Source organism: Rhodanobacter sp. MP7CTX1, from assembly GCF_014205795.1.
Classification (GTDB): Bacteria; Pseudomonadota; Gammaproteobacteria; order Xanthomonadales; family Rhodanobacteraceae; genus Rhodanobacter.
Map to the genome: position 1 here is coordinate 23,804 of NZ_JACHCN010000020.1, position 26,071 is coordinate 49,874.

Consider the following 26,071-nt stretch of genomic DNA (forward strand, 5'->3'; position numbering starts at 1 on the left):
CAGACCATGGCCGCCATCTCCTCCGACGCCGCGCCCGCCGATGCCGCTCCCCTGAAACCGCTACAGGGCGGCATGCTGGCCCTGATGACGATCGCCGTCGCGTTCAGCACCTTCATGGAAGTGCTGGACATGACCATCGTCAACGTGGCCGTGCCGCATATTGCCGGCAGCCTGGCGGTGAGCCCGAGCGAGGGCACCTGGGCGATCAGTTCCTACTCGATGGCCAGCGCCATCATGCAGCCTCTCACCGGCTGGATCGCCAAGCGCTTCGGCGAAGTGCGCACGTTCGTTTTTTCAGTGTTCCTGTTCGTGGTGTTTTCGATGTTGTGCGGACTGGCCACCAGCATGCCGATGCTGGTGGTGGGCCGTCTGCTGCAAGGTGCAGGTTCCGGCCCGATGGTGGCGCTGGCGCTATCGCTGCTGCTCGCCAATTATCCGAAGAGCAAACAAGGCATCGCATTGGCGCTGTGGGCAATGACCGTGGTCATTGCGCCGGTGTTGGGGCCGATCCTTGGCGGCTGGATTACCGACAATTTCACCTGGCCTTGGATCTTCTATATCAACTTGCCGGTCGGCATCATGGCCGCTGTGACGACCTGGTTCCTGCTGCACAAGCGCGAGTCGAAAATCGTGCGCGCACCGATCGACGCCGTCGGTCTGGTGCTGCTGGTGGCAGGCATCGGCTGTATGCAGTTCATGCTGGACAACGGCAACGACCACGACTGGTTTGCCTCGCCGCTGATTCTAACGCTGGGTCTGATCGCCGTGGTGAGCCTGAGTTTCCTGATCGCGTGGGAGCTCAACGCTAAACATCCGGTGATCGACCTCTCGCTGTTCAAGCAACGCAACTTCACGATCGGCGTTTCGGCAATGTCGTTCGGCATGCTGGCGTTTTTCGCGGTCAATGTGGTTTCGCCGCTGTGGCTGCAGACCACGTTGGGCTTCACCGCCACCTGGTCCGGCCTCACCGCCGCCTGGGTCGGCGTGCTGGCGTTCCTGTTTTCCCCGATCGTGGGCAGCATGCTGGGCAAGTTCGACCTGCGCGCAATGATCACCACAGCTTTCGTGATACTCGCCGGCTGCTCGTACTGGCTGTCCACCTTCGACAGCAGTGCGTCCTACGTCAGCATGATATGGCCGCGGCTGGTAATGGGCCTGGGTATCCCGCTGTTTTTCATTCCGCTGAACCAGATCTACCTTTCCGGACTTCCCACGGAACAGATTGCCAACGCCTCGGGCCTGGCCAATTTTTTCCGTACGCTCGGCTCCAGCGTCTCCACCGCCTTGACCGTGACCCTATGGCAGCACCGTACCGAGTTCCACCACGCATCGCTGACTGAAAACATCACCCCTGCGGCACCTGCGGCGACCGGGTTTCTGCAGCAATTGCAGGTTGCTGGCCTGAGTGGCCAGCGCGGGCTGACCGTGGTCGATCAGCTGCTTAGTCGGGAAGCGGCCACGCTTGCGGTAAACGATGTGTTCTGGACGTGCTCGATCATCTTCATCTTGATGATTCCGCTGCTGTGGCTGGCCCGCCCGCCATTCGGCAGCGCCGGCGGCGCGGTGGGCCACTGACCGAAATTGCTGCGCCTGGCTGGTGCAGGATGAACGCCGCACGATGACTGGTGCGGCGCAATATCTTCTGCTAGTTTGTTCCGCATGGCACAAACCAAGCGCACCATCAAGAAGTACCCGAACCGTCGTCTATATGACACGGAGATCTCCAGCTACATCACGCTGGAGGAAGTCCGTCAGCTGGTGCTGGACAACGAAGATTTCGAAGTCCGTGACGCCAAGAGCGGCGATGACCTGACCCGTTCGGTCTTGCTGCAGATCATCTCCGAGCACGAAGACAAGGGACAGCCGATGCTGTCGCCGCAGCTGCTCAGCCAGATCATCCGGTTCTACGGGGATTCTCTGCAGGGCTTCATGGGGCCTTACTTGGAGCGCAGTCTGCAGGTGTTCCTGGATCAGCAGACGCAGTTTCGCAGCCAGCTCAACAGTCTGATGGGGCAGACCCCATGGACCACGCTGAATGACCTGACCGCGCGCAACATGGATGCGTGGAAGGCCGTGCAGCGCGGGCTCATCGACACCGCCGCCCAAGTGATTCCGCAACCGGGTACGACCGGGCGCGGCGGCAAAAAGCCCGGCTGATTCCAGCCCCGCGGGCGACGCGCTTTGCCGCTTCCCCAGTCATATCCCGATTCGGTCGTTGCAGCACAGCATGTGCTGCCCTGCCGCATGAACAAGCCAGTTGGAACGCCGATGAGCGAAACTGTCGTCCATAACCGCAAGCGCGTGGCGGTGGTCACCGGTGGCATCGGTGGCCTCGGCACTGAAATCTGTCGCCAACTGGCGCACACCGGCCGTCAGGTGATCGCCGTGGATCTGGCCGCGCGCGACGAGCGCATCAGCGCCTTTCGGCAGGAACTCGCCGCCTTCGATGGCGCAATCACCTTCGAGGCAGCGGATGTCAGCGATTTCGAAAGCTGCCAGCAGCTGACCGCACGCATCGAACAGCAACACGGCAGCCTGGATATTCTGATCAACGCCGCCGGCATTACCCGCGACGCCAGCCTGCGCAAGATGTCTCCGCAGCAATGGCACGAGCTGATGCGGGTGAACCTGGATGGCGTGTTCAACATGTGCCGCAACGTGGTCGAGGGCATGACGGCACGTGGCTACGGCCGCATCGTCAACATCAGCTCGGTGAATGGCCAGACGGGTCAGTTCGGTCAGACAAACTACTGCGCCGCCAAGGCCGGTGTGCACGGTTTCAGCATGGCGCTGGCGCGCGAGACGGCGAGCAAGGGCGTTACTGTCAACACCGTTTCACCGGGGTACTGCGACACCCCGATGGTTGCCGCCGTGTCCGCCGAGATTCGCGAGCAGATCATCTCCGACATTCCCGTCGGTCGTCTGGGCACACCGGCGGATATCGCCCGCGCCGTGAGCTTTCTCGGCGCGGACGACGCCGGCTATATCACCGGCGCCAACCTGCCCGTCAACGGCGGCTACTTCATGAGTTTCTGAGAGCGTGCTCATGATCTCCCCGGGGAGATCATGAGCACGCTCTACTGCCGGGATTGCAGTAATCCGCCGCTTGCGGAACAGTGGGCGGATTCCCCTCTCGGATCGCAGCATGGCGAAGCAACCCATCACCCTCATCGGCGGCGGCCTGGTCGGCGCCCTGCTCGCCCAACAGCTGGCGCAGTGCGGCTTTGCCGTCGAGGTCTACGAAAAACGCGCCGATCCGCGGCTGGCCGGTTTCCAGGGTGGTCGCTCGATCAACCTGGCTTTGGCTGAACGCGGCTTGCAGGCACTGCGCAGCGCCGGGTTGGCTGACGGCGTACTGCAGCGCGCCGTCATGATGCGCGGCCGGATGGTGCACGACCGCGATGGCAACAGCGGCCTGCAACGCTACGGCGTGGACGATAGTGAAGTCATCTGGTCGGTCTCGCGCGGCGCATTGAACATGCTGCTGCTGGATGCGGCCGAAGCGGCGGGCGTGCAGTTTCATTTCGGCCAGTCGCTGGTCAGCGCTGACTTCGACCAGCAACGCATCCGGATGGTCGATGAGGCGGGTGTGGAACGTAGCCAGCAGGTCGGCATGCTGATTGGCGCCGATGGCGCCGGTTCTGCCGTGCGCGCGGCCATGAATGCCTATAGCCCCCTGGGCGAACGGATCGAATCGCTCGGCCACGGTTATAAGGAACTGGAGATTCCGCCGAGCAGCGAATTGCCCGCCGCCGTACTGCAACTCAGCGGCGGCCGCGACCAGTTCGCGCTGGAGCCAAACGCGCTGCACATCTGGCCGCGCGGCAGCTTTATGTGCATCGCGCTGCCAAATACCGAGGGCAGTTTCACGGTCACCTTGTTTTTGGCAAGCCAGTCGCCCGCTCACAGCACAGCACCGAGTTTCGCCAACCTGCCGAATGCGACTGCCGCGGCGGCCTTCTTCAGCGAGCAGTTCCCGGGGCTACTGTCCTTGCTCCCACGCTTCAAGGAAGACTACGACAGCCACCCGGTCGGCACCCTGTCCACGCTGTATCTGGATCGCTGGCATCTGGATGGCCGCGCCTTGCTGATTGGCGACGCCGCCCACGCGATCGTGCCGTTCCACGGCCAGGGCATGAACTGTGGTTTCGAGGACACCGTGGTGCTGGCGAATTTGCTGGCCGCCGCGCCGAACGACAGCGCCGAGGTGTTCGCCGAGTTCCAGCGCGTGCGCCAGCCCAATGCGAACGCGATCGCCACGATGGCGCTGGAAAACTACCTCGAGATGCGTGATTCAGTCGCCGACCCGCATTACCTGGCCAAGCGCGAACTGGGCGCGTTGCTGGCCACCCGTGCGCCTGAGCACTACATGGCGCGCTACCGGATGGTCACGTTCTCCCATTTGCCTTACGCCTACGCGCTCGAACGGGGACAGGCACAGGACGTGCTGCTCGAACAATTGCTGCGCGGCACGACTCGCGTAGCAGACGTCGATCTCGACGCGGCGGTGAGCCTGCTGCGCACCAGCCTGCCACCGTTACCACCGCTGCGACATGGATAAGGCGCTGGTCGATGCGTTTCGCGCCACCGACTACCTCGTCTGTCTCGACGAGGTGGAATGGGCAAGCATCCGTATCGACCAGCCGCTGCCGACATCGCTGCAGGCACTCGTCGGCACCCGCTCGTGGGGATTCATCACGGCGTGGAATCCTCGCTCGGTGCCGCGTTCGCCGGCGGACAACCTTACCGCCCAGCGCGAACTGTTGGCCGCGTTGCGCGCATCGCCGGAAGCGATGATCTATCCGGCGATCGGGGTGGGCGCCAGCGGCTGGAGTGAGCCCAGCCTGTTCGTGATCGGCCCGGACCTCCCCACGCTGGACGCATTGGGCTTGCACTATGAGCAAAACGCCTATGTGCACGGCCAAGGTATCGAAATTGCCCGCCTACGTTTGATGCGTCCTTGAGGCCATGTCCAGAGTCCCTGAACCAGCGGCAGCGCGCCGCATGGACAAGCGCGGTCGGCATTGCGGACAATCAAGGCAATGACCGCCGCAAACACCGCCGTGCCCCTGCTTGAAGCGCGGGCCTTGAGCTTCCAGCGACAGGACGAACCGGTGTTCGCGCCGCTGGATTTTCGCCTGCACGCAGGCGAGCTGGCCTTGATCGAAGGCGACAACGGCAGCGGCAAGACCACCCTGATGCGCATCCTCGCCGGATTGCTGCACGTCAGCGACGGCGAACTGCGCTGGCGCGGTGAACCGCTGCAGCGCGACCGTTGCGCCGGCGAAATCCTGTTTCTTGGCCATCAGCTCGGCCTCAAGGCCGATCTCAGCCCGCGTGAAAACCTGCACATGGCGGCCGGCCTGAACGGCAGTCGCGAGGGCATGAGCGCAGCGGCGGTGCTAACCGAGATTGGCCTGGGCGGCTACGAAGATGAACCTGTGCGCCGGCTTTCCGCCGGCCAGAAAAAGCGTGCCGCGCTGGCGCGATTGCTGCTGCTGCCAGCGACGCTATGGCTGCTCGACGAGCCCTTTGCGAACCTCGACCGCATCGGCATCGCACTGGTCAATCAATTACTCGAGATGCACACCGCGCGTGGTGGCGCGGCGATGGTCACCAGTCATGGCGCGGTGAGCTTCCATGGCGGCGAGCCCCAGCGGATTCGCATGCATGACTAACGCGCCCATGACTAATGCCCCTCAGATGGCGCTTCTGCCCCTCCCCCTGCTCGCAGGGGGAGGCTGGGAGGGGGTTCGCTCTTGCCTCCGCGGAGCCTTGCGTCTCCCCACCCCTCCCTGCGATCAAAGGGAGTCCCCTCTTCGGAGCGCGCAGAGGAGTGAGCACAGCAATGAACCATCGGGCCTGATAACTGCACTCATGACTTATGCGCAGCTGCTGGCACATTGGTTTCTCCCCCTGCTCGCCCCGAAGAAGGGCGCAGGGAGAGGCTGCGCGGAGGTTCGCCCTTGCTCAAACGCCTCACCCCTCCCTAACCCTCCACTGCTCGCAGCGGAGGGAGCACAGCGATGAACCGTCCCGGCCTGCTCACCGCCTGCGCCGCCATGCTGCGGCGCGATCTCACGCTGGCGTGGCGTCGACGCGGCGACATCGCGATGCCGGTGCTGTACGCGCTGATCGTGACGATGCTGTTTCCGTTTGCGCTGGGGCCGGAGGACACCCTGCTGCAGCGGATCGCCGGCGGCGTAGTGCTGGTTACCGTGTTGCTGGCGATGTTGCTGGCGCTGGATGCGATGTTCTCCAGCGATATCGAAGACGGTTCGCTGGAACAATTGGTACTGGCGCCGCAACCGCTGGCGCTGATGCTGGGCATGAAAATCCTCGCCCACTGGCTCACCACCGCACTGCCGCTGATCGTGATCGCACCGCTGCTGGCCGGCATGCTGCACCTGCCTGGAGCGGTCATTCCGGTGCTGCTGCTGGCGCTCTTGCTGGCCACCCCGCTGCTCAGTCTGCTCGGTGCGGTACTGGTCGCGCTGACGGCCGGCACCCGGCGCTCTGGTATGCTGCTCGCCTTGATGTTGCTGCCGCTGTGTGTGCCGGCGGTGATCTTTGCAGCCGGTGCCGTGGCGGCCGCCCAACAGGGACTGCCGTGGCTCGCGCCGATCGCCTGGCTCGGTGCCGCCTTGGTGCTTGCCGTGGTACTGGCGCCACTGGCCTGCGCGGCCGCCCTTCGTATTGCCTTGGACGCTTGACCACCCATCATGTCTAACTGGATCCCCCTCTGGTTGCACAAGCTCGGCTCGCCGCCGACGTTCTACCGCTTCGCCGGTACCTTGCGCCCGTGGGCGATGGCGCTGGCGCTGCTGCTTGGCGCGGTCGCGCTGTATGGCGGCCTGGTGCTGGCGCCGGCCGACTATCAGCAGGGCGAGGCTTACCGGATCATCTTCATCCACGTGCCCAGCGCGTGGATGAGCATGTTCATTTATGGGGTGATGGGCGTGGCGGCGTTCATCGCGCTGGTGTGGCGGATCAAGCTGGCTGAAGTGGTGGCGATGGAATCCGCGCCGATCGGCGCGGCGTTCACCTTCATCACGCTGGTCACCGGCTCCCTGTGGGGCAAGCCGATGTGGGGCACCTGGTGGACGTGGGATGCGCGACTCACCTCCGAGCTGGTGCTGCTGTTCCTCTATCTCGGCGTGATCGGCCTGTACCACGCGTTCGAGGATCGCCGTCAGGGTGCGCGCGCTGCCGCGTTCCTGGCGATCATCGGCATCATCAACGTGCCGATCGTGCATTTCTCGGTGAACTGGTGGAATACCCTGCATCAGGGCAGCACGATCAATCTGTTCGGCCAGTCGAAGATTTCCGGGGACATGCTGTGGCCGCTGCTTTGCATGATGCTGGCGACCAAGTTCTATTACGTCGCCAGCCTGTTCCGCCGCGTGCGCACCGACCTGCTCGCGCTGGAAGGCGGCAAGGATTGGGTGCGCCAAATCGCTGAAAGCGAGGCCGGCCAATGAGCAACGTGCAGACCTTTTTTGCGATGGGCGGTTATGCCGCCTATGTATGGCCGGCCTACGCGGTGTTCTTCATCGTGCTGATCGTCGACACCGTAGCCCCCAGGTTGCGTCGCCGCCGCGTGCTGCGCGAACTGCGTGCGCGCCTGGCGCGTCAGGATGCTCGACAGAGTCGCGTACGCCCCGATCGCGCAAGCAGTACCCCCATCACCACCCCACCGTCTCTCTAACAACGGGACGGCTCACGACATGCCCATGAATCCCACCCGTAAACGCAGGCTCATCATCGTCGCACTGGTCGTGGCCGCTGCCGCCGTGGCGGTCGGTCTTGGCGTGTACGCGCTGCAGCAGAACATGAACTACCTGTTGACCCCGAGCCAGGTGCAGTCGGGTCAGGCGAGCAGTTACAAAACCTTCCGTCTCGGCGGCATGGTCAAGGCCGGTTCGATCCAGCGCAGCAAGGACTCGCTCCAGGTCACCTTCACCGTGGTCGACGCCAGCGGCACGATGCCAGTGGAATACACCGGAATCCTGCCCGACCTGTTTCGCGACGACCAGTCGGTGATCGCGACCGGGCACATGGACAACGCACGCTTCATCGCCACCGAAGTATTGGCCAAGCATGACGAGACCTACATGCCGAAAGAGTTGAAGGACGCGATGGCCAAGGCGCACGCCAACAAGAAGGTCGAAGCAGGCGCTGCGCAGGGTGACATGCCATGACCCCCGAACTCGGCCAACTTGCGCTGATCCTGGCGCTGCTGCTGGCGCTGGCGCAGGGCATCCTGCCGTTGATCGGTGCCTGGCGCGGCAATCGCGCGCTGATGGCGGTTGCGCGGCCTGCCGCAGCCGGTCAGGCGGTGTTCGTGGCACTGGCGTTCGGGATCCTGGTGTGGGCGTTCGTGCACTTCGATTTCTCGGTGCGCTACGTCGCCGAGAATTCAAACCTGGCGCTGCCGTGGTACTACCGCATCGCGGCGGTGTGGGGCGCGCACGAAGGTTCGCTGCTGCTGTGGATCTTCATCCTCAACGTGTGGACGGTCGCGCTGGCCACGTTCAGCCAGAAACTGCCCGAAGTATTTGCCGCCCGCGTACTCGCGGTGATGGGCTTGATCGCGGTGGGCTTTCTGGCCTTCATCATCTTCACCTCCGATCCGTTTGGACGGCTATTGCCGATGCCCGGCGACGGCGGCGATCTGAATCCGGTGCTGCAGGATCCGGGCATGACGTTCCATCCGCCCGTGTTGTATACGGGCTATGTCGGCTTCTCGGTGGCGTTCGCCTTTTCGATCGCTGCGTTGCTCGGCGGCGAACTGGAACAGGCGTGGGTGCGCTGGGCGCGGCCGTGGACGAATGTCGCGTGGGCGTTCCTCACCTGCGGCATTGTCGCCGGTAGCTGGTGGGCTTATGCGGAACTGGGCTGGGGCGGCTGGTGGTTCTGGGATCCCGTAGAAAACGCCAGCTTCATGCCGTGGCTGGTCGGTCTGGCGCTCATCCACGCGCAAGCTGTCACCGAAAAGCGCGGAAGTCTGCGCGCATGGACCATCCTGCTGTCGATCTTCGCGTTCTCGCTGAGCCTGCTCGGTACGTTCCTGGTGCGCTCGGGCGTACTCACGTCAGTGCATGCGTTTGCCTCCGATCCGCGCCGCGGCGTGTTCATCCTGGCGTTCCTGACGATCGTGGTCGGCGGTTCGCTGCTGCTGTATGCACTACGTGCGCCCAAGGTGGCCGGCGGCAAAGCGTTCAAGCTGCTGTCGCGCGAAACTGTCTTACTGATCGGCAACCTGATGTTCGCAGTGGCCGCGGCGATGGTGCTGCTGGGCACGTTGTTCCCGCTGGTCGGCGATGCATTGAACATGGGCCGGATCTCGGTCGGGCCGCCCTATTTCGGTTTCCTGTTTCCGCTGCTGATGCTGCCGGTGGTGCTGCTTCTGCCGTTCGGGCCGTTTCTGCGCTGGGGCAAGGGCGACACGACGGTACTCAAGCAGGTACTGATGCGCGCCGGCATCGCCGCAGCTGCCTGTGCAATCGTGGCGGCATTCTTCGTGGACGGTCAGCCCAAGGCGATCGCCGGCGTGGCGTCGCTGGTATGGCTGGGTGTTGGCGTCGGGCTGTATGCGCTCAAGCGCTGGCGTGAAATGCCAGCCGGGCGACGTTATCCAGCCGAGATGGCCGGCATGTTGCTGGCACATCTTGGCGTGGGCGTGTTTGTGGCCGGCGTGTTGATCACCGAATCGCTCAGCGTGACCAGCGACGTACGCATGGCACCGGGCCAGACCCAACACATCGCGGGCTATGAATTCCGCTTCGATGGCGTACACCAGACCACCGGACCCAACTGGCGCGCTGACCAGGGCGTGGTCACCGTCACCCGTGGGAGCAACCTGGTCGCTGTGATGCATCCGCAGAAGCGCACTTACCTGCGCGGCCAGGTACAGACGGAATCGGCCGTGGATGCCGGACTCTTTCGCGACCTGTATGTGGCGCTGGGTGAGCCGATGGACACCGCGAACATCGAAGGTGCCTGGTCGCTGCGGCTTTACTACAAGCCCTTTGTCCGCTGGATCTGGGGCGGCGGCCTGCTGATGATGCTGGGCGGTTTCATCTGCGCCGCGGACAAGCGTTTCCGCATCAAGCGCATCGTCGAAAGCGAAGCCGTTGAAGGCCTGCTGGTGCAGGAAACGCGCGCATGAGCCGGCTGCTTCCGTTCTTCGCTTTCGTGTTGTTGGTGGAGCTGTTCGGCTTTGGCATCTGGTGGAACACCCAACACGATCCGCAGGCCATTCCGTCACCGTTGCTCAACAAACCGGCACCGGCCTTTGTACTGCCCAAGCTGTACGAGCCTACGGTAACCGTCAGCAAGTCGGATCTGCTGGGCAAGCCGTATCTGCTGAATGTCTTCGCCAGCTGGTGCGTGGAATGCGGCGTGGAGCATCCGGTGTTGCAGGCCGAAGCCCCGACCCTCGGCGTGCTGCTGGTGGGCTACGACTACAAGGACGCGCCGGAGGACGCCAAGCACTGGCTGGCCGAACACGGCAATCCGTATGGCGTGCTGATCGCCGACCAACCGGGCCAGACCGCGATCGACTTCGGCGTGTACGGTGCGCCGGAAAGTTTTCTGATCGATGGCAAAGGTGTGATCCGCTACAAGCACATCGGGCCGATGACCGAGGACGTGGTCACCTCGGAATTGAAGCCGGCGATTGCAGCGCTGCAAAAGGAAACGCCGTGATGCGCAGCTTTTGTAGGAGCGCACCCTGTGCGCGAAAAAGCTTCCGGCTCGGCATCGTTCGCGCACAGGGTGCGCTCCTACACGTCTTGTTGCTGGCATGTCTGGTGTTTGCCAGCGCGACCCACGCGCAGGCGATCGAGCCGATGCCGTTCGCCAACCACGCGCAGGAAGTGCGCTTCCAGCAGCTGACAGCACAGCTGCGTTGTCCGATGTGCCAGAACGAAACGCTGGCCGATTCCAATGCACCGATCGCGCGCGATCTGCGCAACCAGATCTTCCAGCTGATGCAGCACGGCCAGAGCGACGAGCAGATCAAGCAGTATCTGGTCGCCCGGTATTCCGACTACGTGCTGTACGACCCGCCGCTGAAGCTCGGCACCATGCTGCTCTGGTTCGGCCCGCTGTTGATCCTGCTCGGTGGCGCCGGCGTGGTCCTGATGGCCATCCGCAAACGCAGTCGTGCCGGCACCACCGCCGGCATGCCCTCTGACAGTACGCCGACCGACAACGGGGACGACTGGTGAAGATCGTTTTTTACATAGCCGCCGCAGTGATGATCGCTGTGGCGCTGGCCGCCTTGTTGCTGCCGCTGGTACGCCAGGGCCGGCAATCGGGTCGCCCGCGCAGCGTGTTTGCGCTGGCACTGGCGGTTGCCTTCGTGCTGCCGCTGACGGCTGCCGGCCTGTACCTGCTGGTCGGCACGCCGGTCGCGCTGAACGGGGTTGCCGCGCAACCCGATCAAACGCTGACCGTGCAGCAGGCGATCGACGAATTGCGCAACCACCTGGCCCAACAGCCGGGCGACCGGCAGGGCTGGATGCTGCTGGCGCAGACCAGCATGATGCAGCGCGACCCGGTCGCTGCACGTGATGCGTATGATCATGTATTGAAGCTCGACGCGAACAACGCCGAAGCGATGGTTGGCTGGGCAGAAGCCGATTCGATGCTGAGCAACGACCACAAGATCGAAGGTCGCGCGCTGGATCTGCTCAAACGTGCCGTACTGCTGCAGCCAGACAGTCAACGCGGTTTGTGGTTGCTCGGTATCAGCGACTTCCAGCACGGTCAGTACCACGACGCGGCAGCTACCTGGCGCCTGCTGCAACCGCAGCTTGAGCCGGGGTCGCAGGTTGCCCAGGCGGTGGCTCAGCAGATCGCAGCCGCCGATGCTCGCGCTGGTGGCGCGCCCGCTGACACATCAGGCAATGCACTCGCTGCGGTCGCGCAGGGAGCTGCTCTGCAAGTGAACATATCGCTGGCGCCTGCACTCAAAGCCAAATTGGCCCCGGGCGATACGCTGTTCGTCTATGCCCGCGCCGAGAACGGTCCGCCAATGCCACTCGCCGTAGCCAAACTGGATGTCAGCCAGCTCCCGACCAGCGTCACGCTGACCGATGCGATGGCGATGACACCGGCCATGAAACTCTCATCGGTCCCGCGCGTCTTCGTCGGCGCACGGATCACCCACAGCGGTCAGCCGATCGCCCAGCCCGGCGATCTGGAAGGCAATGCCGGTATTGTTGCGGTGGACAGCAAGACACCGATCACGATCACGATCGACAAGGTGCACTGATGAGCCACGACGCGCGCCGCTATTTCACCCTGCCCTCGCCGTTCGCGATGAAGCGTGGGGGCAAGCTGCACGGTGCGCATGTCGCCTACGAAACCTGGGGCAGTTTGAACGCCGCGCGCGACAACGCCGTGATGGTTCTCACCGGCCTTTCGCCCAGCGCGCACATGACCTCCTGCGCAGAAGATCCCACGCCAGGCTGGTGGGAAGACATGGCCGGCCCGGGCAAGGCCATCGACACCTCGCGCTGGTTCGTGATCTGCGTCAATTCATTGGGCAGCGACAAGGGCTCGACCTGCCCCGCCTCAATCGATCCGGCCACCGGCGAAGCGTACCGATTGACGTTTCCCGAGCTGGCGCTGGAAGACGTGGCGAACGCCGCACACGCTGCCGTCAGCAGCCTCGGCATCACGCAACTGGCCTGCCTGATCGGTTGCTCGATGGGTGGCATGAGCGCGCTGGCCTACATGCTGCTGCACCCCGGCAGCGTGCGTGCGCATATCAGCGTCGATACGGCGCCGCAGGCCCAACCCTTTGCGATCGCGATCCGCTCGTTGCAGCGCGAGGCGATTCGCCTCGATCCGCACTGGAACGATGGCAACTACGATATCCACGCTGCTGAAGGCGGCAACTATCCCGACATCGGCATGAGCATCGCGCGCAAGCTCGGCGTGATCACATACCGATCGGCGATGGAATGGAACGGCCGCTTCGCACGCATCCGGCTCGACCCGGAGCAGCGCGAGGACGAACCGTTCGGCCGCGAGTTCCAGGTCGAGTCGTATCTTGAAGGCCACGCCCAGCGCTTCGTGCGCAACTTCGACCCGAACAGTTACCTGTACCTGTCGCGCGCCAGCGACTGGTTCGACATCGCCGAATACGGCCAAGGCAACGTGCATGAAGGTCTTCAGCGCATTCGCATCGAACAGGCGATGGTGATCGGCGTGAGCACCGACATCCTGTTTCCGCTGCAGCAGCAGGAGCAGATCGCCCAGGGCCTGGAAGCTGCCGGCGCCAAGGTCGAATTCGTGGCACTGGATTCACCGCAGGGCCACGACGCGTTCCTGGTCGATATCGAGAACTACAGCCGTGCGATCGGCGGTTTCCTGAACCGGCTAGCGACCCGCTAACTACCTCACTGGTAACATACGCAGCTTCAAGCACCACCCGAGAACATCATGCTTACCCTGGATTTCCCCGGCAGCCGCACCCTGATCGACGCGATCGACGCCGCCGTGGCCAAACCGAACACCCACGACCTCACCGACAGCCTGCGCAACAGCCTGTGCAAGCTGATCCGTGAGAACGCGGTGAAGCTGCCCGATTGCGTGTTCGAGCCCTGTGCCGAACACTATGCCCGCCGCGAGCTGTATCGCAGCGAAGAACATGGCTACTGCGTGGTGGCGATGACCTGGGGGCCAGGCCAGGGAACCCCGATCCACGATCACGACGGCATGTGGTGCGTCGAGGGCGTGTGGAACGGCGCACTGGAAATCGTGCAATACGAACTGCTGGAGCACGACGCGCAGAACTACCGTTTCCAGCCCGTCGGCTCGATCCAGGCCGGCACCGGCTCCGCCGGCAGCCTGATCCCGCCCCACGAATACCACAGCATCCGCAACCCCAGCGACAGCGCGGTCACCGTCAGCCTGCACATCTACTCCGGCCCGATGACCCAGTGCGCAGTATTCCAGCCGCTGCCCGAAGATCGCTGGTACGCGCGCAACGTCCGCGTATTGGGGCTCGACCGCGTCCACTGAAACCGGCATAATCAGCAGCTTCTGTGCCGGTGTGGCGGAATGGTAGACGCGGCGGACTCAAAATCCGCTGGCAGCGATGTCGTGTAGGTTCGAGTCCTATCACCGGTACCAGTTATTGAAAACCCCGCCTTGTGCGGGGTTTTTCATGTCTGGCTAAAGCTCGCGAACGTCCGCCGATTAAGATCTCCATGGGTGTGCGAACTGACCCGGCTAGCTCTGCAGCTCATCTCCTCGCGATAGTTGCTCGCGTCTGATTCCGGTCAGAAGAGACTTGAGAACGCTTACGGGCTGACCAAGAGTATAAGTAGAAGTACCGACCTGCCCCCCGTTGTTCTGCCGATGCGTGCCTGATGATGCCCAGAGTAAGTTGCCTGCGTTCCCGCACCGGAAGCAGCTCATGGCATCGCGAACTCTCCTTCCTGCAGCGTTAGCGATACTGCTTTTGACCACCAGCATGGCGAACGCCGGTCCACCGACCAGGCACGGTTCGGCCTCGCCAAATGACCCCGAGGCTCTGCAACAGCGCAACGTGGAGCGCCGAGCAGTGGAGGCGCTGATCTGGGGCATGCCAGCCGTCAATTTTCAGCTGATGCTCGACGCTTTCAAAACCATAGGCGGTGGGCCGAATGAAATTGTCTACTGGTCCAAGCCGGTCAACTGGAAAGATCAGACCCTGACACCGAATCCCGATACCATCTACTTCACACCGTTCTATGACACCCGAAGCCGCCCTGTCGTCCTGGAGATTCCCGCGGCCGGAGACGGATCCATCACCGGCAGCGTGGATGATGGCTGGCAGATCGCGCTCGAAGATGTTGGCCCCGCCGGCGTGGACAAGGGCAAAGGGGGCAAGTACCTAATCCTCCCGCCGGGCTACAAGGATAAGGTGCCCGACGGCTACATACCGATGCCGTCCAGTACGTATCAAGGGTTCGCCTTGCTGCGATCAAATCTAAAGAGCGGGAGTGACGCTGACGTTGCCGATGCAGTCGCCTACGGGAAGCGCATCAAGTTCTACCCGCTTCCGCGAGGGAATGAACCCCAGGCCGAAACGCACTTCGTCGATGCCTATGACAAGCCGTACGACGCCACCATTCCCTATGACTCACGCTTTTTCGCGGCGCTGGACCGCTTTGTGCAGGTTGAGCCGTGGCTAACTCGCGATAAGGCCATGATCGACACACTGGCTTCCATCGGCATCGTGAAAGGGAATGCGAGCGCCGCCTCGGCTGGCAACAAAGCTGCATTTGACCATGCTGCGCCGGAAGGTAAAGCGCTCATCGAGCTTTGGACTGAGAGTGTTTTCATTCCTCCCTTCAACGAGGGAACGCATTGGGCGCTACCTGCGTCACCAAAGGTGGTGCAAGGGATGACCAACAACTTCTCTGACCCGAACAGCTACCCGGTTGATGGCCGGGCGATCAGCTATTCGTTGGCCTATTTCTCCGCCAAACATCTCGGTGCGGGGCAGTACTATCTGATGACCATCAAGGACAAGGATGGCCATCGCATGGGAGACGGCAAGACTTACGGGTTGCATGTCCCTGCAAACCCGCCGGTCAAGCTCTACTGGTCAGCCACAGCGTATGACGGTGACACACACGCGCTGATTCGCGACACGCGTTGGTCCAGTCGGGGCTCAAACACACCCGGACTCCAAAAGAATGAGGATGGGTCTGTGGACCTCTATTTTGGTGCGGTCGCACCTGCCGGCAAAGAGAGCAACTGGATACCGACGAATGCTCACGGGCGGTTCGAGGTTCTCTTTCGCCTCTATGGTCCAGAGAAGTCCTTCTTCGACAAGACATGGAAACTGCCGGACGTCGAGGTTTTGAAGTAGCCGCGATAAGTGCTCGCAAGAATGAGTCGTCAATGTCTGCTGTGGGTGAGTTTGGACGTGCGACGAATCAGCGTGTGACTCACAGCTTAGGTGTTTCTACTCGCTCCCGTTCGGTACTACCGCGAAGGCGCCTTCCAACGCCCCAGGCTGGGATATATGCATCCTGCATGCCGCTGAACAGCGCGCGCAGATCATTCGGAATCGGAGACATAGTCATGTCCAAGGCACTACCGCTCTTCTCCGTGGCGCTCGTATTGCTGTTCGGTGTGGATGGACTGGTGCACGCATGTTCATCGATCGACGCGCAGACCCCGTCGGGCTCAACTCAAGTGCCGGCCGCCGGCAATGCAAGCGAACTTCAAAGTACGCCGGCTGGCACAGTTATGACCAAGGAGTACGTCCAGGCGGTCGGTCGCATGGCGTACATCTGGGGCTGGCCACTCGTGAACAATTACAACAGAGCCCTCGCCATAGCCAAGCTTCCAGGCCCCGGGCGTAATGGCGGCGTTGTTCCGGTGTCGCCCCCCGGTGCTATCAGCATGCTGACCGATTACATCAAGCCGGATCAGAAGTTCATTACGTGCCCCAATCAGGACACCGTCTATGGCGCCGGCTACCAGCACGTCGACACGCAGCCGGTCGTCGTTCAAGTGCCCGATTTTGGCGATCGCTTCTATGTCTATCAAATCGCCGATGCACGAACGGACTCCATCTGTTCCATCGGCAAGCAATACGGAACAAAGCCGGGCTTCTATCTGCTGGCCGGTCCAAACTGGAAAGGACAGGTACCGAAGGGCATCACGGACGTGTGCCGTTCGTCCACCGACCTCGTTGTCGTATTGCCTCGCGCCTTCATGGACGATACGCCGGCGGACAAGGCGGCTATACAAAAGACGTTGAGCCAGATCATGGTGTATCCGTTGGACAAGTTCGACGGGAAGATGAAGACCATGGATTGGCACAAGACGCCAAATTTCCCTACGCCTCCAGGCATGGGATCAGGCGAAATCCAGTGGGTGGTTCCTGAAAAGTTCTTCGACGAACTGCCTGTGGTCATGAAGCAGATCCCGCCACAACCCGGCGAGGAGTCGCTCTACGCCACGATTCAGTCAGTACTGGATGCAGCTGCGAAAGATCCGCAGATCAAGCAGGCCTTGGTGCAGGCAGCCGTCGCCTCGGAGAAGGAGATCATTGCCCCGCTGTTTGAGTTCCGCAACAACGGTCGTCCCGTGGGCAACGGTTGGACGTCGCCGCCCAATGGCGCCCACTGGGGCCTGGACTATCTATCACGCACGGCGACGGCCAAGTCGAACATGTACGACAACGCCCCGCAGGAAACACGATACATCTACACCGACTTCGACTCCACGGGTGTAAGGCTCAATAGCTCGGGCAGCAACGCTTACATGATTACTTTTCCCAAGGGCCAGACGCCGCCAGTGAAAGGGTTCTGGTCATTGACCATGTACAACAAGCACCACTTGTTCGAGCCAAACGCTCTTAACCGCTTCTCCTTGGGCACCAAGAGCAGAAACCTCAAGAGCAACGCCGATGGATCGCTCACCATCTATGTCCAACACACTTCCCCAGGCAAAGACAAAGAAAGCAATTGGCTTCCTGCGCCAGCGGATGATTTCTCGCTCTACATCCGGGCCTATTGGCCCGATACCGCCATCACGGATGGCTCCTGGACCCCGCCCCCGATAGTAAAGGCGCCGTAACGGCAAGCTCTGGGTTTTTCGGTGATGCGCTTCTGGTCGAAGGCAGGTGCCAGGTAACTGAATAGCCCTGCAGGGTGATACTTAGATTGATGCGTAGGGAAAAACACTCCGCCAGTCGTTCTTCATGCTGACTAGACGAATGCCATATGCATCGGCATGCTCCAATCCGTCGCTCAACGGGCTGATATTGAAGTCCCGATCATAAGCAAACTCCCGCGCCGCATCGTCGTGGTGCAACAGCAGACCAAGCCTGACGCCAGCGCTCTGCAGCGTGTACCGAAGCATCGATAGATCGCCGTCGGAATTGCCGAAGGCAAAGATGGGTCGGCGGCCCAGGTGGAGACCGATATTGACGACCTTTTCATCGCGATCATCGAAGCTTCCCAAATCAGGCAGCTTTCTGAGCACTAGATTTCCGTCGACGGTTTCAGGAGCCGGGGTCCGCAGGAGCCGGGGGCAGCTTCATTTTCTGACGAAAGCAACGCGCGCTGGGAACGACGCATATCCAGGAGGCGATCGAAGCGGAGTTCGGCTGAGATGCCGCCATCAGGGAGCTTGAGAGGCCGCGGAAAATTGCGCGGTCGTAGGCTCAAGTCTGGCAAAAATGAACCTAACCCCGGGCTTCACCGGGCTTCAGCCCTCGCGAGCACGGAAGTCATCTTCGATCTGGTGAAAATTGGGTAACTCATTTTTACGCAAACGGACGTCTAGATATTTTGACAGGTCTTCGACTTGCGATTTTGAAATCGCGAAATGGCATGCGAACGGTTGATGTAACAGAAAACCCACGATGACGAGCGGCTTCATGATCGGGGGTTATTGGCGCGGAGGATTGATGCCGTCTGGCGCGGGAGGAAGTCCGGCGTAACGGCCGCAAGATGGATAGGTGATGGTGCGGCCTTTCGGGCCAACGTTCATAATGTAGGGCAGATAGGCAAGGTGGCCATCCGGAGCACGCTGGACACAGAACATACCGACATACAGCTTGCTAACCCAGTCGTTGAGCCGATCGCCGCGCCGTAGTCCAAAACTATAAGTTTTACCCTCTTCAAGCGGATGGAACTCGCCAACCTGTCTGTAGCCATCAATAGGCATATCGAAGGCTATACATTCACCCGGTAGCACAATCCTCGGCTTGGAACCGGGTATAAGCTCGATGGCCCATTGCTGTGGCGCTCCATCTTCCTGAAGAGATTCCCCGATAACATCCGCTGATTTCAATTCGATACTTGCACCCTCGTTCTCTGGCAAGCAACCGACAGGGAAGTTATGGATTTGCCGAACATTGAGAGGTTTCGCTCCCAACGATGTGGCAGCAGCATTGCTAGCAAGGGTGAAGACAAACAGAAAACCCATAACGACGTTACATAGCTTCATGACGATATACTCAGGCTATCTGGGTAGATGACTCTTATCGAACGAATTGGCGACAAAAGGAGTCATCACTTGGTGTAATAGATCAGCATTCATGCCCGGATTGAACGCGCGCGATGGCTTTCGAAGGATGCAAATCATGTAATAGTCAGACATGACATTGCCCTGCTGCTCCATATTGAAGTCGCGCAGACGGCTATTCGACGTGAGGGAATATTCATAGGCCGAGGGGCCGCGGCTGGTGACGGTGAGACCGTGCCGCCTGACGCCATAGCCCATCTGGTATTGCCAGGCATGTACCATCTCGTGCATGAACAAGGCTCTGCCTCCGTCCTGTCTGAGGGCGAAGTCATCCCGGTAAATAGCCTCTGGGTAGTACATCTGACCATTGGGCGTGACGGCGGTGTCCTTGTCCTGCTTGCCCATGAAGAGCCAATACCCGACTCTCGTCTTCGTCTTCGGGCAGGCGGGCAACGGGATAGTCCTGGACTTGTCGAATATTCGGCGGTGGTGGCCATATAGGCCTAGCCTCCATACCGATAGCAGGGCTGACGGCAAGAAGAAAACTCACGATGACGAGTGGCTTTACGGCTGATTGTTTATCGGTAGGGAGCTGGGTGGGCGCGGAGGATTGATGCCGTCTGACGCGGGAGGGCTGCCGATGTAACGGCCACAAGGCGGATAGGTGGTCGTGCCATCCGGATGATCCACATAGGGCAGATAGGCTAGGCGGCCGTCAGATAGACGCATGACGCAAAACACTCCAACATAAAGCTTGCTGACCCAGTCATTGATCCGATCGCCTCGCCGAAGACCGAAACTGTAAGTTTTACCTTCTTCGAGAGGTCGGATTTCGCCGAGTTGTCGATAACCATCAATCAGCTTGCCAAAGGCAACACACTCGCCGGGGTGAACAGTCAATGGCTTGGCACCGGGTACCAATTCGATAGCCCAGCGTCCTTTGGGGCCCTCGACGGAATCGTCTGAGGCAACATCAGCCGCTTTCAATGCGATGTTTTCACCCTCATTTTCCGGCAGGCAGGCGACCGGCAGATCCTGGATCTGACGGACATTCAGTGGCTTCGATCCTAATGATGTAGCCCAAGTACCGTCGATCAAGTTGATGGCAAGCAGAAAAACCACAATGGTGACGCATGGTTTCATGGCAGATATCTCAACTTATTCCGGGAGGTGGTTCTTGTCGCGCGGATTGGTGACAAAGGGGGCCATCACTTTGCGCAGCAGTTCCGGATCCGTGCCTGGGTTGAATGCGCGGCTATTGTTTTGCCATACACAAATCACATAGTAATCGGACATGATGTTGCCCTGCTGCTCCATATTAAAGTCGTGCAGGCGGCTATTCGGAGTGAGTGCATAGACATAGGCCGAGGGGCCGCGACTGGTGACGGTGAGACCGTGCAGCTTAACGCCATAGCCCATCTGGTATTGCCAGACATGTACCATCTCGTGCATGAACAAGGCTCTGCCTCCGTCCTCTCTGAGGGCGAAGTCATCCCGGTAAATAGCCTCTGGGTAGTACATCTGACCATTGGGCGTGACGGCGGTGTCCTTGTCCTGCCCTCCCATGAACAGCCAATACCCGCCGTGGTGCACCTTGACCTTGGCGTAGTCCACGCTATCGCCGAACACGGTGCGTGCCATGGCGATTTCACCACGGGTGAGGTTGCGCTTCTTTACGTTGGGCAATTCCACCTTGGCGACGGAGGAACCGACGTTATTGTCGTTGGTGGTGGCAATCGTGCTGGTCAAGGACTGGACGTAGACCCGCTCGTAGGACATATCGTCACCATTCGCAGCGCAGCACGCCACCGCGCTGGCAGCCACCGGTGGCGTCAGCGTGATCGCCATGATGATTGTTGGGCGCTGCGTCATGATGCGATCGGTGTAGCCGTCGCCGTCGGTCACCCCGGATAGCATGCCGCCACCACCGAGCCGGATGGTGTAGGGCACGTTGCAGGCGGGCTCGTTGTCCGAGCTCAACAGCCACAACTGTTCGTCATAGACCGGGGTGGGCGGAATTTCGGGAGGCTTCGGCTCTATGGGTTTGGGGTAGCAAACCGGACAGCCTGAATTCGCACACTTCGCCACGAGCAGTTCCCTCTCCATCGCGCCAGATCACTCGCAAACTTGCCAAGTGAGCTACCAGCATCTCATCCATGTGCCGATGCTATCAGAGTGCTACGTTACACAATGCGGGCTTTGCATGCTCTTTGCTCGTCAGGCTTTGATGCCACGCGCTGCACGCCGCCTTATGCGCCTTCCACGTGGCTGGACTATCAACCAGCCGCCTGTGCCGTTCGGCTCGTTCTTGGCGCTTTTCAGCTTTCATCGCCTCGTATCGCGGTGGATCAGTAGGAGCCAGGTTCAGGTTATTTTCTGACACTCCGAGGGGCATTGGCTGTGGCGCATATGCCCTGAGCAACTTTGCTGCGGATTAGGCTGAAGCGAATGAAAACACACTCCGCCAGTCGCTCTTCATGCTGACTACTCGAATGCCATATGCATCGGCATGCTCCAATCCGTCGCTCAACGGGCTGATTTTGAAATCCCGATCATAAGCAAACTCTCGCGCCGCATCGTCATGGTGCAGCAGCAGGCCAAGCCTGGCGCCATCGCCCTGCAGCGTGTACCGAAGCATCGATAGATCGCCGTCGGAATTGCCGAAGGCAAAGATGGGTCGGCGGCCCAGGTGGAGACCGATATTGACGACCTTTTCATCGCGATCATCGAAGCTTCCCAAATCAGGCAGCTTTCTGAGCACTAGATTTCCGTCGATGGTGTTGAGGTGGCATTTCGTGCTCGATCCGATGACTTGCTCGGCCGGGATGGCGTATAGGCGTTGCGAAATGACTCGCACGAATTCGACACCGCCGCCGGTAACGATGAAGGTCTTGAATTCGTTTGCCCGAAGATAGGCCAGCAAGTCTTGCTGAGGTTGATACGCGTTGTTGAGTACCAGACGACCCAGCGTCGGATGTCTGGCGGAGGAAAACCACTCAGCCACAGTTACCTCAAAATCGTCGACGCTCATCCCGGCATGGACTGCAAAAATGGTCTCAAAAACGTCTTGCCTCGGTAGCGATGCAAGGGTCTTGAGGTCGCCGGCGAGAAAGGCTTTGTACGCTGGTTTGTTGAGTAGCTCGGGACGTTGCGAAGTCAGTCGCTTCACTTCGGCCAGGGTGAAGAGAACCTGCACAAGGTTCGGGAATTCGCACCAGAGGGTGCCGTCGTTGTCGAATGTGGCGATGCGCTCCGCAGCCGGCCGAAAGTGCGGATCGTCTTCGTTCGTCACCCGTGCAACAAAATCAAGAATCGCCGATTTGTTGGGCCCATCGACCCAGGATGGCAAAGGGTTGGGATCTGACATCGTGAAGCCCTCCAGCATGACCAAAGGGATGTCGTACGTTTAAACAACAGCTTGGGTCCAAGACGATTTGGAGCTGTGTATGCCGCAGCCAATGGGGTCAGAGTCTTTGTTCTTCCCGTCAGGAAGCCCGAGCGGCCACGCGCCACATCACACAATATCTCTGGCGTCATCGATTGCTTTTCAGGCTGCCGAAGATGAGTGCGGTAGCACGCGACCAGTTTCGAGCAGCGTCTTGAGATTCGACAGAACCTGTGGCCAGCCACCGGATATCCCGGCGAACATCTCGGGGTCGTTCTCGAGGCCTGCATGAGTCACTGTCAAACGAACAAGCCCGTCGCCGTGCGGTTCGATCTCGTATGCAACGCGCGAATGTTTTGATTCGTCCTCGACGTCCTTTGGCCTGCCCCAGGTGACCACGAGGCGACGTGGCGGGTCGATCTCGACGACCTTGCCGACAATTTTTACGGCGCCTGCATCGTCCGCGCTCCGGTGCTCCCAGCTTGAACCGGGCTTCCAGTCCGACACGTTGACATTCGCGGCGCAGCCCGTGTTCAAGCCACCCCAGTACTGGCGCGTCACCTCGGTGTCTACCAGCGCCTGCCATACCTTTTCCGGCGTCGTCGCAATGTAGGTCACGTATACGAAGTCAGGCTTTGTCATGGTCATCACCTTCCAGTTTTTTCTTGAAGTCGTGCAAGGCACGCAGGCGGTTGCGCTCGAACTTTCCGATCCAGCGCTCGTAAATTTCATGCAGCGGTACAGGATTCAAATAGTGGAGCTTTTCCCGGCCCTGCCAGATGACGGCGACGAGGTTGGCTCCCTCGAGTTGTTGCAGATGCTGTGTCACGGCCTGGCGCGTCATGTCCATGTGCTCGCAGAGTGCCGTCACCGTCTGGCCGTTCTCATGATGCAGCATGTCGAGCAGACGTCGGCGGCCCGGGTCAGCTAGCGCCTTGAAGACTTTGTCGATGTCCAAAAGCCTTTCAGTTCCAGTTGTCGATCTTGATGTCGTGCGGGTTGGGTGCACCCTTCCCGGTTTCCAGTAGCGACTTCAGGCTCATCAGGAAGATCGCCCACTTGGTGCTGCAATGGTGCATGAATTCCACCGGCTCCTCCCAGTCCTGGTGTTTGAACAGGACGATGCAATAGTCGCCGTCTTGTTTGAGTTGCCAACTGATCTTGGTGCCGATCCATTCCACCGGGCCGTCGACCACTTGCCACAGCACACGCTTGCCGGGATCAAGCTCAAGAACCTTCATGTCGAAGCCGCCGATTTCGGCGCCGTCGGCACTGAAGCGGAACTGGAACACGCCGCCTACGTTGCTTTCCCCTTGCGTGTCGTTCGTCCACCAGGCGGCAAGACCATCACGTGTGGCCAATGCGTTGTAGACCTCAGCCGAGGATGATTTGATTCCAACTCTATGCAGGATATCCATCGCGACTCTCCTTACAGGTTGATCGAAATGACGATGCGGGTTGTCGGGGCAACGCAGCTGCTGGCGTCTATCGAAGACGCGTGCCGCGGCCTTATGGCGTGGCGGATTATATGCAAGTATTTACTTGCATGTCAAACGACACGACTCGGCAGTGCGACACATCAGGGCCGCGCGCTTAGCGCTGGAAGATCAAGAGCTCACCCCCTCCCAACTTCCCCTTGCGAGCAGGGGGAGGAGCAAAGCGGGAGTTCACGTGAGTCAAGGTTCGCGCAGCTTAAAGTTCGCGGAGCACGCGGAAGCCAACGCGACCGCTACGCATGCTGCCGTCGGCGCCTTCGCGATAGGCCGAGTTCACCTGGTCCGGTGAACTGCCCCAGGAGCCGCCACGGACGACGTGGGTGCCGCAGCCAGGGTTGAGCCATCCCGAGCCGTCGTTCGGGGCACTGACGTAACTCTCGTGCCAGCAATCCTGCACCCACTCCGAAACATTGCCGTTGATGTCGTAGAGACCAAACGGATTCGCCGCGAACGTCATCACGGGTGCAGGCCCCCAATAGCCATCGCTGTAACCGCGGAACGCATGACTCCAGCGCCGACCGATGTGTGACCGATCGCCGGAGCCGGTGAGGTTTTCCACCGGACGGGTGGGTGTGCCGTCGCCCCACCAGTAACGTGTGGTGGTTCCGCCGCGCAGCGCGTATTCGAACTCGGCTTCGCTGGGCAATCGGTAGACCTTGCCGGTGCGCTGGCTGAGCCAGTCGGCATAGGCTTTGGCGTCACCCCACGAGATGTTCACTACGGGCAGATTCTCGCCAGCACGATGGCCGGCGTAGTCGTCCTGCCAGGTGGCACGAGGATCATCGCGAAGTGCACCGCTTTGCTCGTCATACACGCTGGCGCCATCCAGCTTCACCGAGTCGGGCACATAGCCGCTGGCGCGGACAAACTCGCGAAACTGTCCGACGGTAATGGCGCTGCGCGCCATCGCAAAGCCCTTGCCGATGGTGACCTGGTGTTGCGGTGTTTCAGCGGCGTTGTGATCGTCCTCGTTATCCGGTGCGCCCATCTGGAAACTGCCGGTGGGAACCACCACCATCGCTGGCGTCTTGCCCGGCAGGTCCACATAGCGGTCGCTGAATATCTGGCCGGGTTTGTAACTGGCATACAACCGCGCATTGGTCAGTTGTTCCTCGAAGTCGGCCAGCCCGGCCAGGTTCGGACTGATGTCCTGTGCCTGCGTCGCCAGCTTTTTCGCCATCGCGATATTGCCGCCATCCAGCGCCGAGCGTGCCTGCGCCAGTACGCCAGTAGCACGTTGTTCGCGCATGTCGTCCACACGCTTGTGCGTATCCTGCATCTGCTGCGAGTCGGGACGAATGGCTTGCGCTTCCGTCAGCGCCTTGTCCGCGCTGGCAAAGTCGTTTTGCGCCACAGCGGCTAAGGCCCGATCAAGCACGGCGTGCTGCACTTGCAGGACGCCCTGCTCGGCCACGGCATTTTGCGGATCGAGCTTCTGCACCTCGTGGTACAGATCCAGTGCGCTGCCACCGACAGGTTGATCGGCATTCCCCTGTTGCAGCAACGCAGCCGCCTTCGCCAGCATCGGCCGCACCTTGGCCAGGGTTTTCAAGCTCGCTTCCAGCTGCGCCACATCGTCGGTCGCATTCGGCAGCGTGCGCAGCGCATCGAGAAGATCCTGTGCCGAAGCGACGTCGCCCACCACAATATCCTGATCGATCTGCGCCACCAGTCGTGCGTGCACATCGAACAGTCCTTGCGCGGCGCGGCGGCTATCCGGCTTTGCCTTCAGCGCCTGCGCAAACAATGCAGCGGCACTGTTCTTGTCGCCAACCAGCTGACCGTCATGCAGCGCCTTGGTCGCCCGTGTCAGCAACGCCAGCACGTCCGGCGTGTCCGCGCTCATCTGCTCGGGTAGATTTGCTTTATGGCTGCTGCGCGCGACGATCACGACCGTCGGTGCGAGCGTCATGGGCGGCCCGGCATTGATCTCCGCCGCCGCCGACACCTGTTCCACTTGCGCCTCACTGCTCGGCACCGTCGTTCCCATCGACATCGAGCGGCGTGGTGCCTGGGTCGGTTCGACGTGGAATACCCGCGGAAAAAAGTGATACGTCAGCGCACAACCCAGCACGACAATGCCCAGCGCCCCACCTAGAGTGCGCTGACGGTGCAAGGTGGCATTGCTTGGCATGTATGGGCGTCCTTGAGGTGGCCTGTTATCGTGCGCTGCTCACCATAGGCACAAACTGCC

Annotated in this window: 28 protein-coding genes and 1 tRNA gene; 19 read left to right on the forward strand and 10 right to left on the reverse strand. The window is 61.0% G+C overall.

Going from position 1 to position 26,071, the window contains the following annotated elements:
- The first annotated feature begins 6 nt into the window (after positions 1-6).
- From HDE77_RS18460 to HDE77_RS18550, 19 genes are all read left to right on the forward strand, one after another.
- Positions 7-1,575, forward strand: coding sequence for a DHA2 family efflux MFS transporter permease subunit (locus HDE77_RS18460; RefSeq protein WP_184419385.1), 1,569 nt, complete (start codon positions 7-9; stop codon positions 1,573-1,575).
- 84 nt (positions 1,576-1,659) lie between these two features.
- Entirely contained in the window at positions 1,660-2,157 is a 498-nt protein-coding gene (gene phaR, locus HDE77_RS18465; RefSeq protein WP_184419386.1) for a polyhydroxyalkanoate synthesis repressor PhaR, read from the forward strand.
- 111 nt (positions 2,158-2,268) lie between these two features.
- Positions 2,269-3,036, forward strand: a complete 768-nt coding sequence (gene phbB, locus HDE77_RS18470) for an acetoacetyl-CoA reductase (RefSeq protein WP_184419387.1) — start codon at positions 2,269-2,271, stop codon at positions 3,034-3,036.
- A gap of 109 nt (positions 3,037-3,145) precedes the next feature.
- Positions 3,146-4,561: an NAD(P)/FAD-dependent oxidoreductase gene (locus HDE77_RS18475; protein WP_184419388.1), complete on the forward strand. Its 1,416-nt coding sequence runs from the start codon at positions 3,146-3,148 to the stop codon at positions 4,559-4,561.
- Entirely contained in the window at positions 4,554-4,964 is a 411-nt protein-coding gene (locus HDE77_RS18480) for a DUF3293 domain-containing protein (RefSeq protein WP_184419389.1), read from the forward strand. The genes HDE77_RS18475 and HDE77_RS18480 overlap by 8 nt, the downstream gene beginning before the upstream one ends.
- A 78-nt stretch (positions 4,965-5,042) precedes the next feature.
- The gene (ccmA, locus tag HDE77_RS18485; protein ID WP_184419390.1) at positions 5,043-5,678 is read left to right on the forward strand and encodes a cytochrome c biogenesis heme-transporting ATPase CcmA; all 636 of its coding nucleotides are present in this window, start codon (positions 5,043-5,045) and stop codon (positions 5,676-5,678) included.
- 348 nt (positions 5,679-6,026) lie between these two features.
- Positions 6,027-6,713 (forward strand): heme exporter protein CcmB, encoded by a 687-nt coding sequence (gene ccmB / locus HDE77_RS18490; RefSeq protein WP_184419391.1) that lies wholly within the window; start codon positions 6,027-6,029, stop codon positions 6,711-6,713.
- A gap of 9 nt (positions 6,714-6,722) precedes the next feature.
- Complete coding sequence (locus HDE77_RS18495; protein WP_184419392.1) at positions 6,723-7,481, forward strand: heme ABC transporter permease; 759 nt, start codon at positions 6,723-6,725, stop codon at positions 7,479-7,481.
- A 5-nt stretch (positions 7,482-7,486) separates the two neighbouring features.
- The gene (ccmD, locus tag HDE77_RS18500; protein WP_184419426.1) at positions 7,487-7,708 is read left to right on the forward strand and encodes a heme exporter protein CcmD; all 222 of its coding nucleotides are present in this window, start codon (positions 7,487-7,489) and stop codon (positions 7,706-7,708) included.
- A 25-nt stretch (positions 7,709-7,733) separates the two neighbouring features.
- Positions 7,734-8,201: a cytochrome c maturation protein CcmE gene (gene ccmE, locus HDE77_RS18505; RefSeq protein ID WP_184419393.1), complete on the forward strand. Its 468-nt coding sequence runs from the start codon at positions 7,734-7,736 to the stop codon at positions 8,199-8,201.
- Positions 8,198-10,171 carry a heme lyase CcmF/NrfE family subunit gene (locus tag HDE77_RS18510; protein ID WP_184419394.1) on the forward strand — a complete coding sequence of 658 codons (1,974 nt, stop codon included), beginning with the start codon at positions 8,198-8,200 and terminating at the stop codon, positions 10,169-10,171. Before ccmE ends, HDE77_RS18510 begins: the two co-directional genes overlap by 4 nt.
- Positions 10,168-10,710, forward strand: coding sequence for a DsbE family thiol:disulfide interchange protein (locus HDE77_RS18515; protein WP_184419395.1), 543 nt, complete (start codon positions 10,168-10,170; stop codon positions 10,708-10,710). The genes HDE77_RS18510 and HDE77_RS18515 overlap by 4 nt, the downstream gene beginning before the upstream one ends.
- Positions 10,711-10,853: 143 nt before the next feature.
- A complete protein-coding gene (locus tag HDE77_RS18520) occupies positions 10,854-11,234 on the forward strand; it encodes a cytochrome c-type biogenesis protein (RefSeq protein WP_255482810.1) in 381 nt (126 codons plus the stop codon).
- Positions 11,231-12,283, forward strand: a complete 1,053-nt coding sequence (locus HDE77_RS18525; RefSeq protein WP_184419397.1) for a hypothetical protein — start codon at positions 11,231-11,233, stop codon at positions 12,281-12,283. The genes HDE77_RS18520 and HDE77_RS18525 overlap by 4 nt, the downstream gene beginning before the upstream one ends.
- Positions 12,283-13,410, forward strand: a complete 1,128-nt coding sequence (locus tag HDE77_RS18530) for a homoserine O-acetyltransferase (RefSeq protein WP_184419398.1) — start codon at positions 12,283-12,285, stop codon at positions 13,408-13,410. The genes HDE77_RS18525 and HDE77_RS18530 overlap by 1 nt, the downstream gene beginning before the upstream one ends.
- 48 nt (positions 13,411-13,458) lie before the next feature.
- Positions 13,459-14,040 carry a cysteine dioxygenase family protein gene (locus HDE77_RS18535; RefSeq protein WP_184419399.1) on the forward strand — a complete coding sequence of 194 codons (582 nt, stop codon included), beginning with the start codon at positions 13,459-13,461 and terminating at the stop codon, positions 14,038-14,040.
- A 25-nt stretch (positions 14,041-14,065) separates the two neighbouring features.
- A tRNA-Leu gene (locus tag HDE77_RS18540) sits at positions 14,066-14,151 on the forward strand.
- A 331-nt stretch (positions 14,152-14,482) separates the two neighbouring features.
- Positions 14,483-15,880 (forward strand): DUF1254 domain-containing protein, encoded by a 1,398-nt coding sequence (locus HDE77_RS18545; protein ID WP_255482808.1) that lies wholly within the window; start codon positions 14,483-14,485, stop codon positions 15,878-15,880.
- Between the two features lie 167 nt (positions 15,881-16,047).
- On the forward strand, positions 16,048-17,601 hold the full coding sequence (locus HDE77_RS18550) for a DUF1254 domain-containing protein (RefSeq protein WP_221444359.1): 1,554 nt from the start codon (positions 16,048-16,050) through the stop codon (positions 17,599-17,601).
- Positions 17,602-17,682: 81 nt separating this feature from the next.
- On the opposite strand, the gene HDE77_RS18555 is transcribed toward HDE77_RS18550, so the two are convergent.
- The 10 genes from HDE77_RS18555 to HDE77_RS18600 all read right to left on the reverse strand — a co-directional run bounded on the left by HDE77_RS18555 (position 17,683) and on the right by HDE77_RS18600 (position 26,011).
- A complete protein-coding gene (locus tag HDE77_RS18555) occupies positions 17,683-18,009 on the reverse strand; it encodes a hypothetical protein (protein ID WP_184419400.1) in 327 nt (108 codons plus the stop codon).
- A 408-nt stretch (positions 18,010-18,417) separates the two neighbouring features.
- Positions 18,418-18,957, reverse strand: coding sequence for a hypothetical protein (locus HDE77_RS18560; RefSeq protein ID WP_184419401.1), 540 nt, complete (start codon positions 18,955-18,957; stop codon positions 18,418-18,420).
- 36 nt (positions 18,958-18,993) lie between these two features.
- The gene (locus HDE77_RS18565; protein ID WP_184419402.1) at positions 18,994-19,401 is read right to left on the reverse strand and encodes a hypothetical protein; all 408 of its coding nucleotides are present in this window, start codon (positions 19,399-19,401) and stop codon (positions 18,994-18,996) included.
- A gap of 159 nt (positions 19,402-19,560) precedes the next feature.
- On the reverse strand, positions 19,561-20,139 hold the full coding sequence (locus tag HDE77_RS18570) for a hypothetical protein (protein ID WP_184419403.1): 579 nt from the start codon (positions 20,137-20,139) through the stop codon (positions 19,561-19,563).
- Between the two features lie 15 nt (positions 20,140-20,154).
- A complete protein-coding gene (locus HDE77_RS18575; protein ID WP_184419404.1) occupies positions 20,155-21,102 on the reverse strand; it encodes a hypothetical protein in 948 nt (315 codons plus the stop codon).
- 328 nt (positions 21,103-21,430) lie between these two features.
- Positions 21,431-22,363: an HAD family hydrolase gene (locus tag HDE77_RS18580; RefSeq protein ID WP_184419405.1), complete on the reverse strand. Its 933-nt coding sequence runs from the start codon at positions 22,361-22,363 to the stop codon at positions 21,431-21,433.
- A gap of 180 nt (positions 22,364-22,543) precedes the next feature.
- The gene (locus tag HDE77_RS18585) at positions 22,544-22,999 is read right to left on the reverse strand and encodes an SRPBCC family protein (RefSeq protein ID WP_343206137.1); all 456 of its coding nucleotides are present in this window, start codon (positions 22,997-22,999) and stop codon (positions 22,544-22,546) included.
- Between the two features lie 10 nt (positions 23,000-23,009).
- A complete protein-coding gene (locus tag HDE77_RS18590; RefSeq protein ID WP_184419407.1) occupies positions 23,010-23,339 on the reverse strand; it encodes a metalloregulator ArsR/SmtB family transcription factor in 330 nt (109 codons plus the stop codon).
- Between the two features lie 7 nt (positions 23,340-23,346).
- Positions 23,347-23,799: an SRPBCC domain-containing protein gene (locus tag HDE77_RS18595; protein WP_184419408.1), complete on the reverse strand. Its 453-nt coding sequence runs from the start codon at positions 23,797-23,799 to the stop codon at positions 23,347-23,349.
- A gap of 274 nt (positions 23,800-24,073) precedes the next feature.
- On the reverse strand, positions 24,074-26,011 hold the full coding sequence (locus HDE77_RS18600) for an SUMF1/EgtB/PvdO family nonheme iron enzyme (RefSeq protein WP_184419409.1): 1,938 nt from the start codon (positions 26,009-26,011) through the stop codon (positions 24,074-24,076).
- Positions 26,012-26,071: the final 60 nt, after the last annotated feature.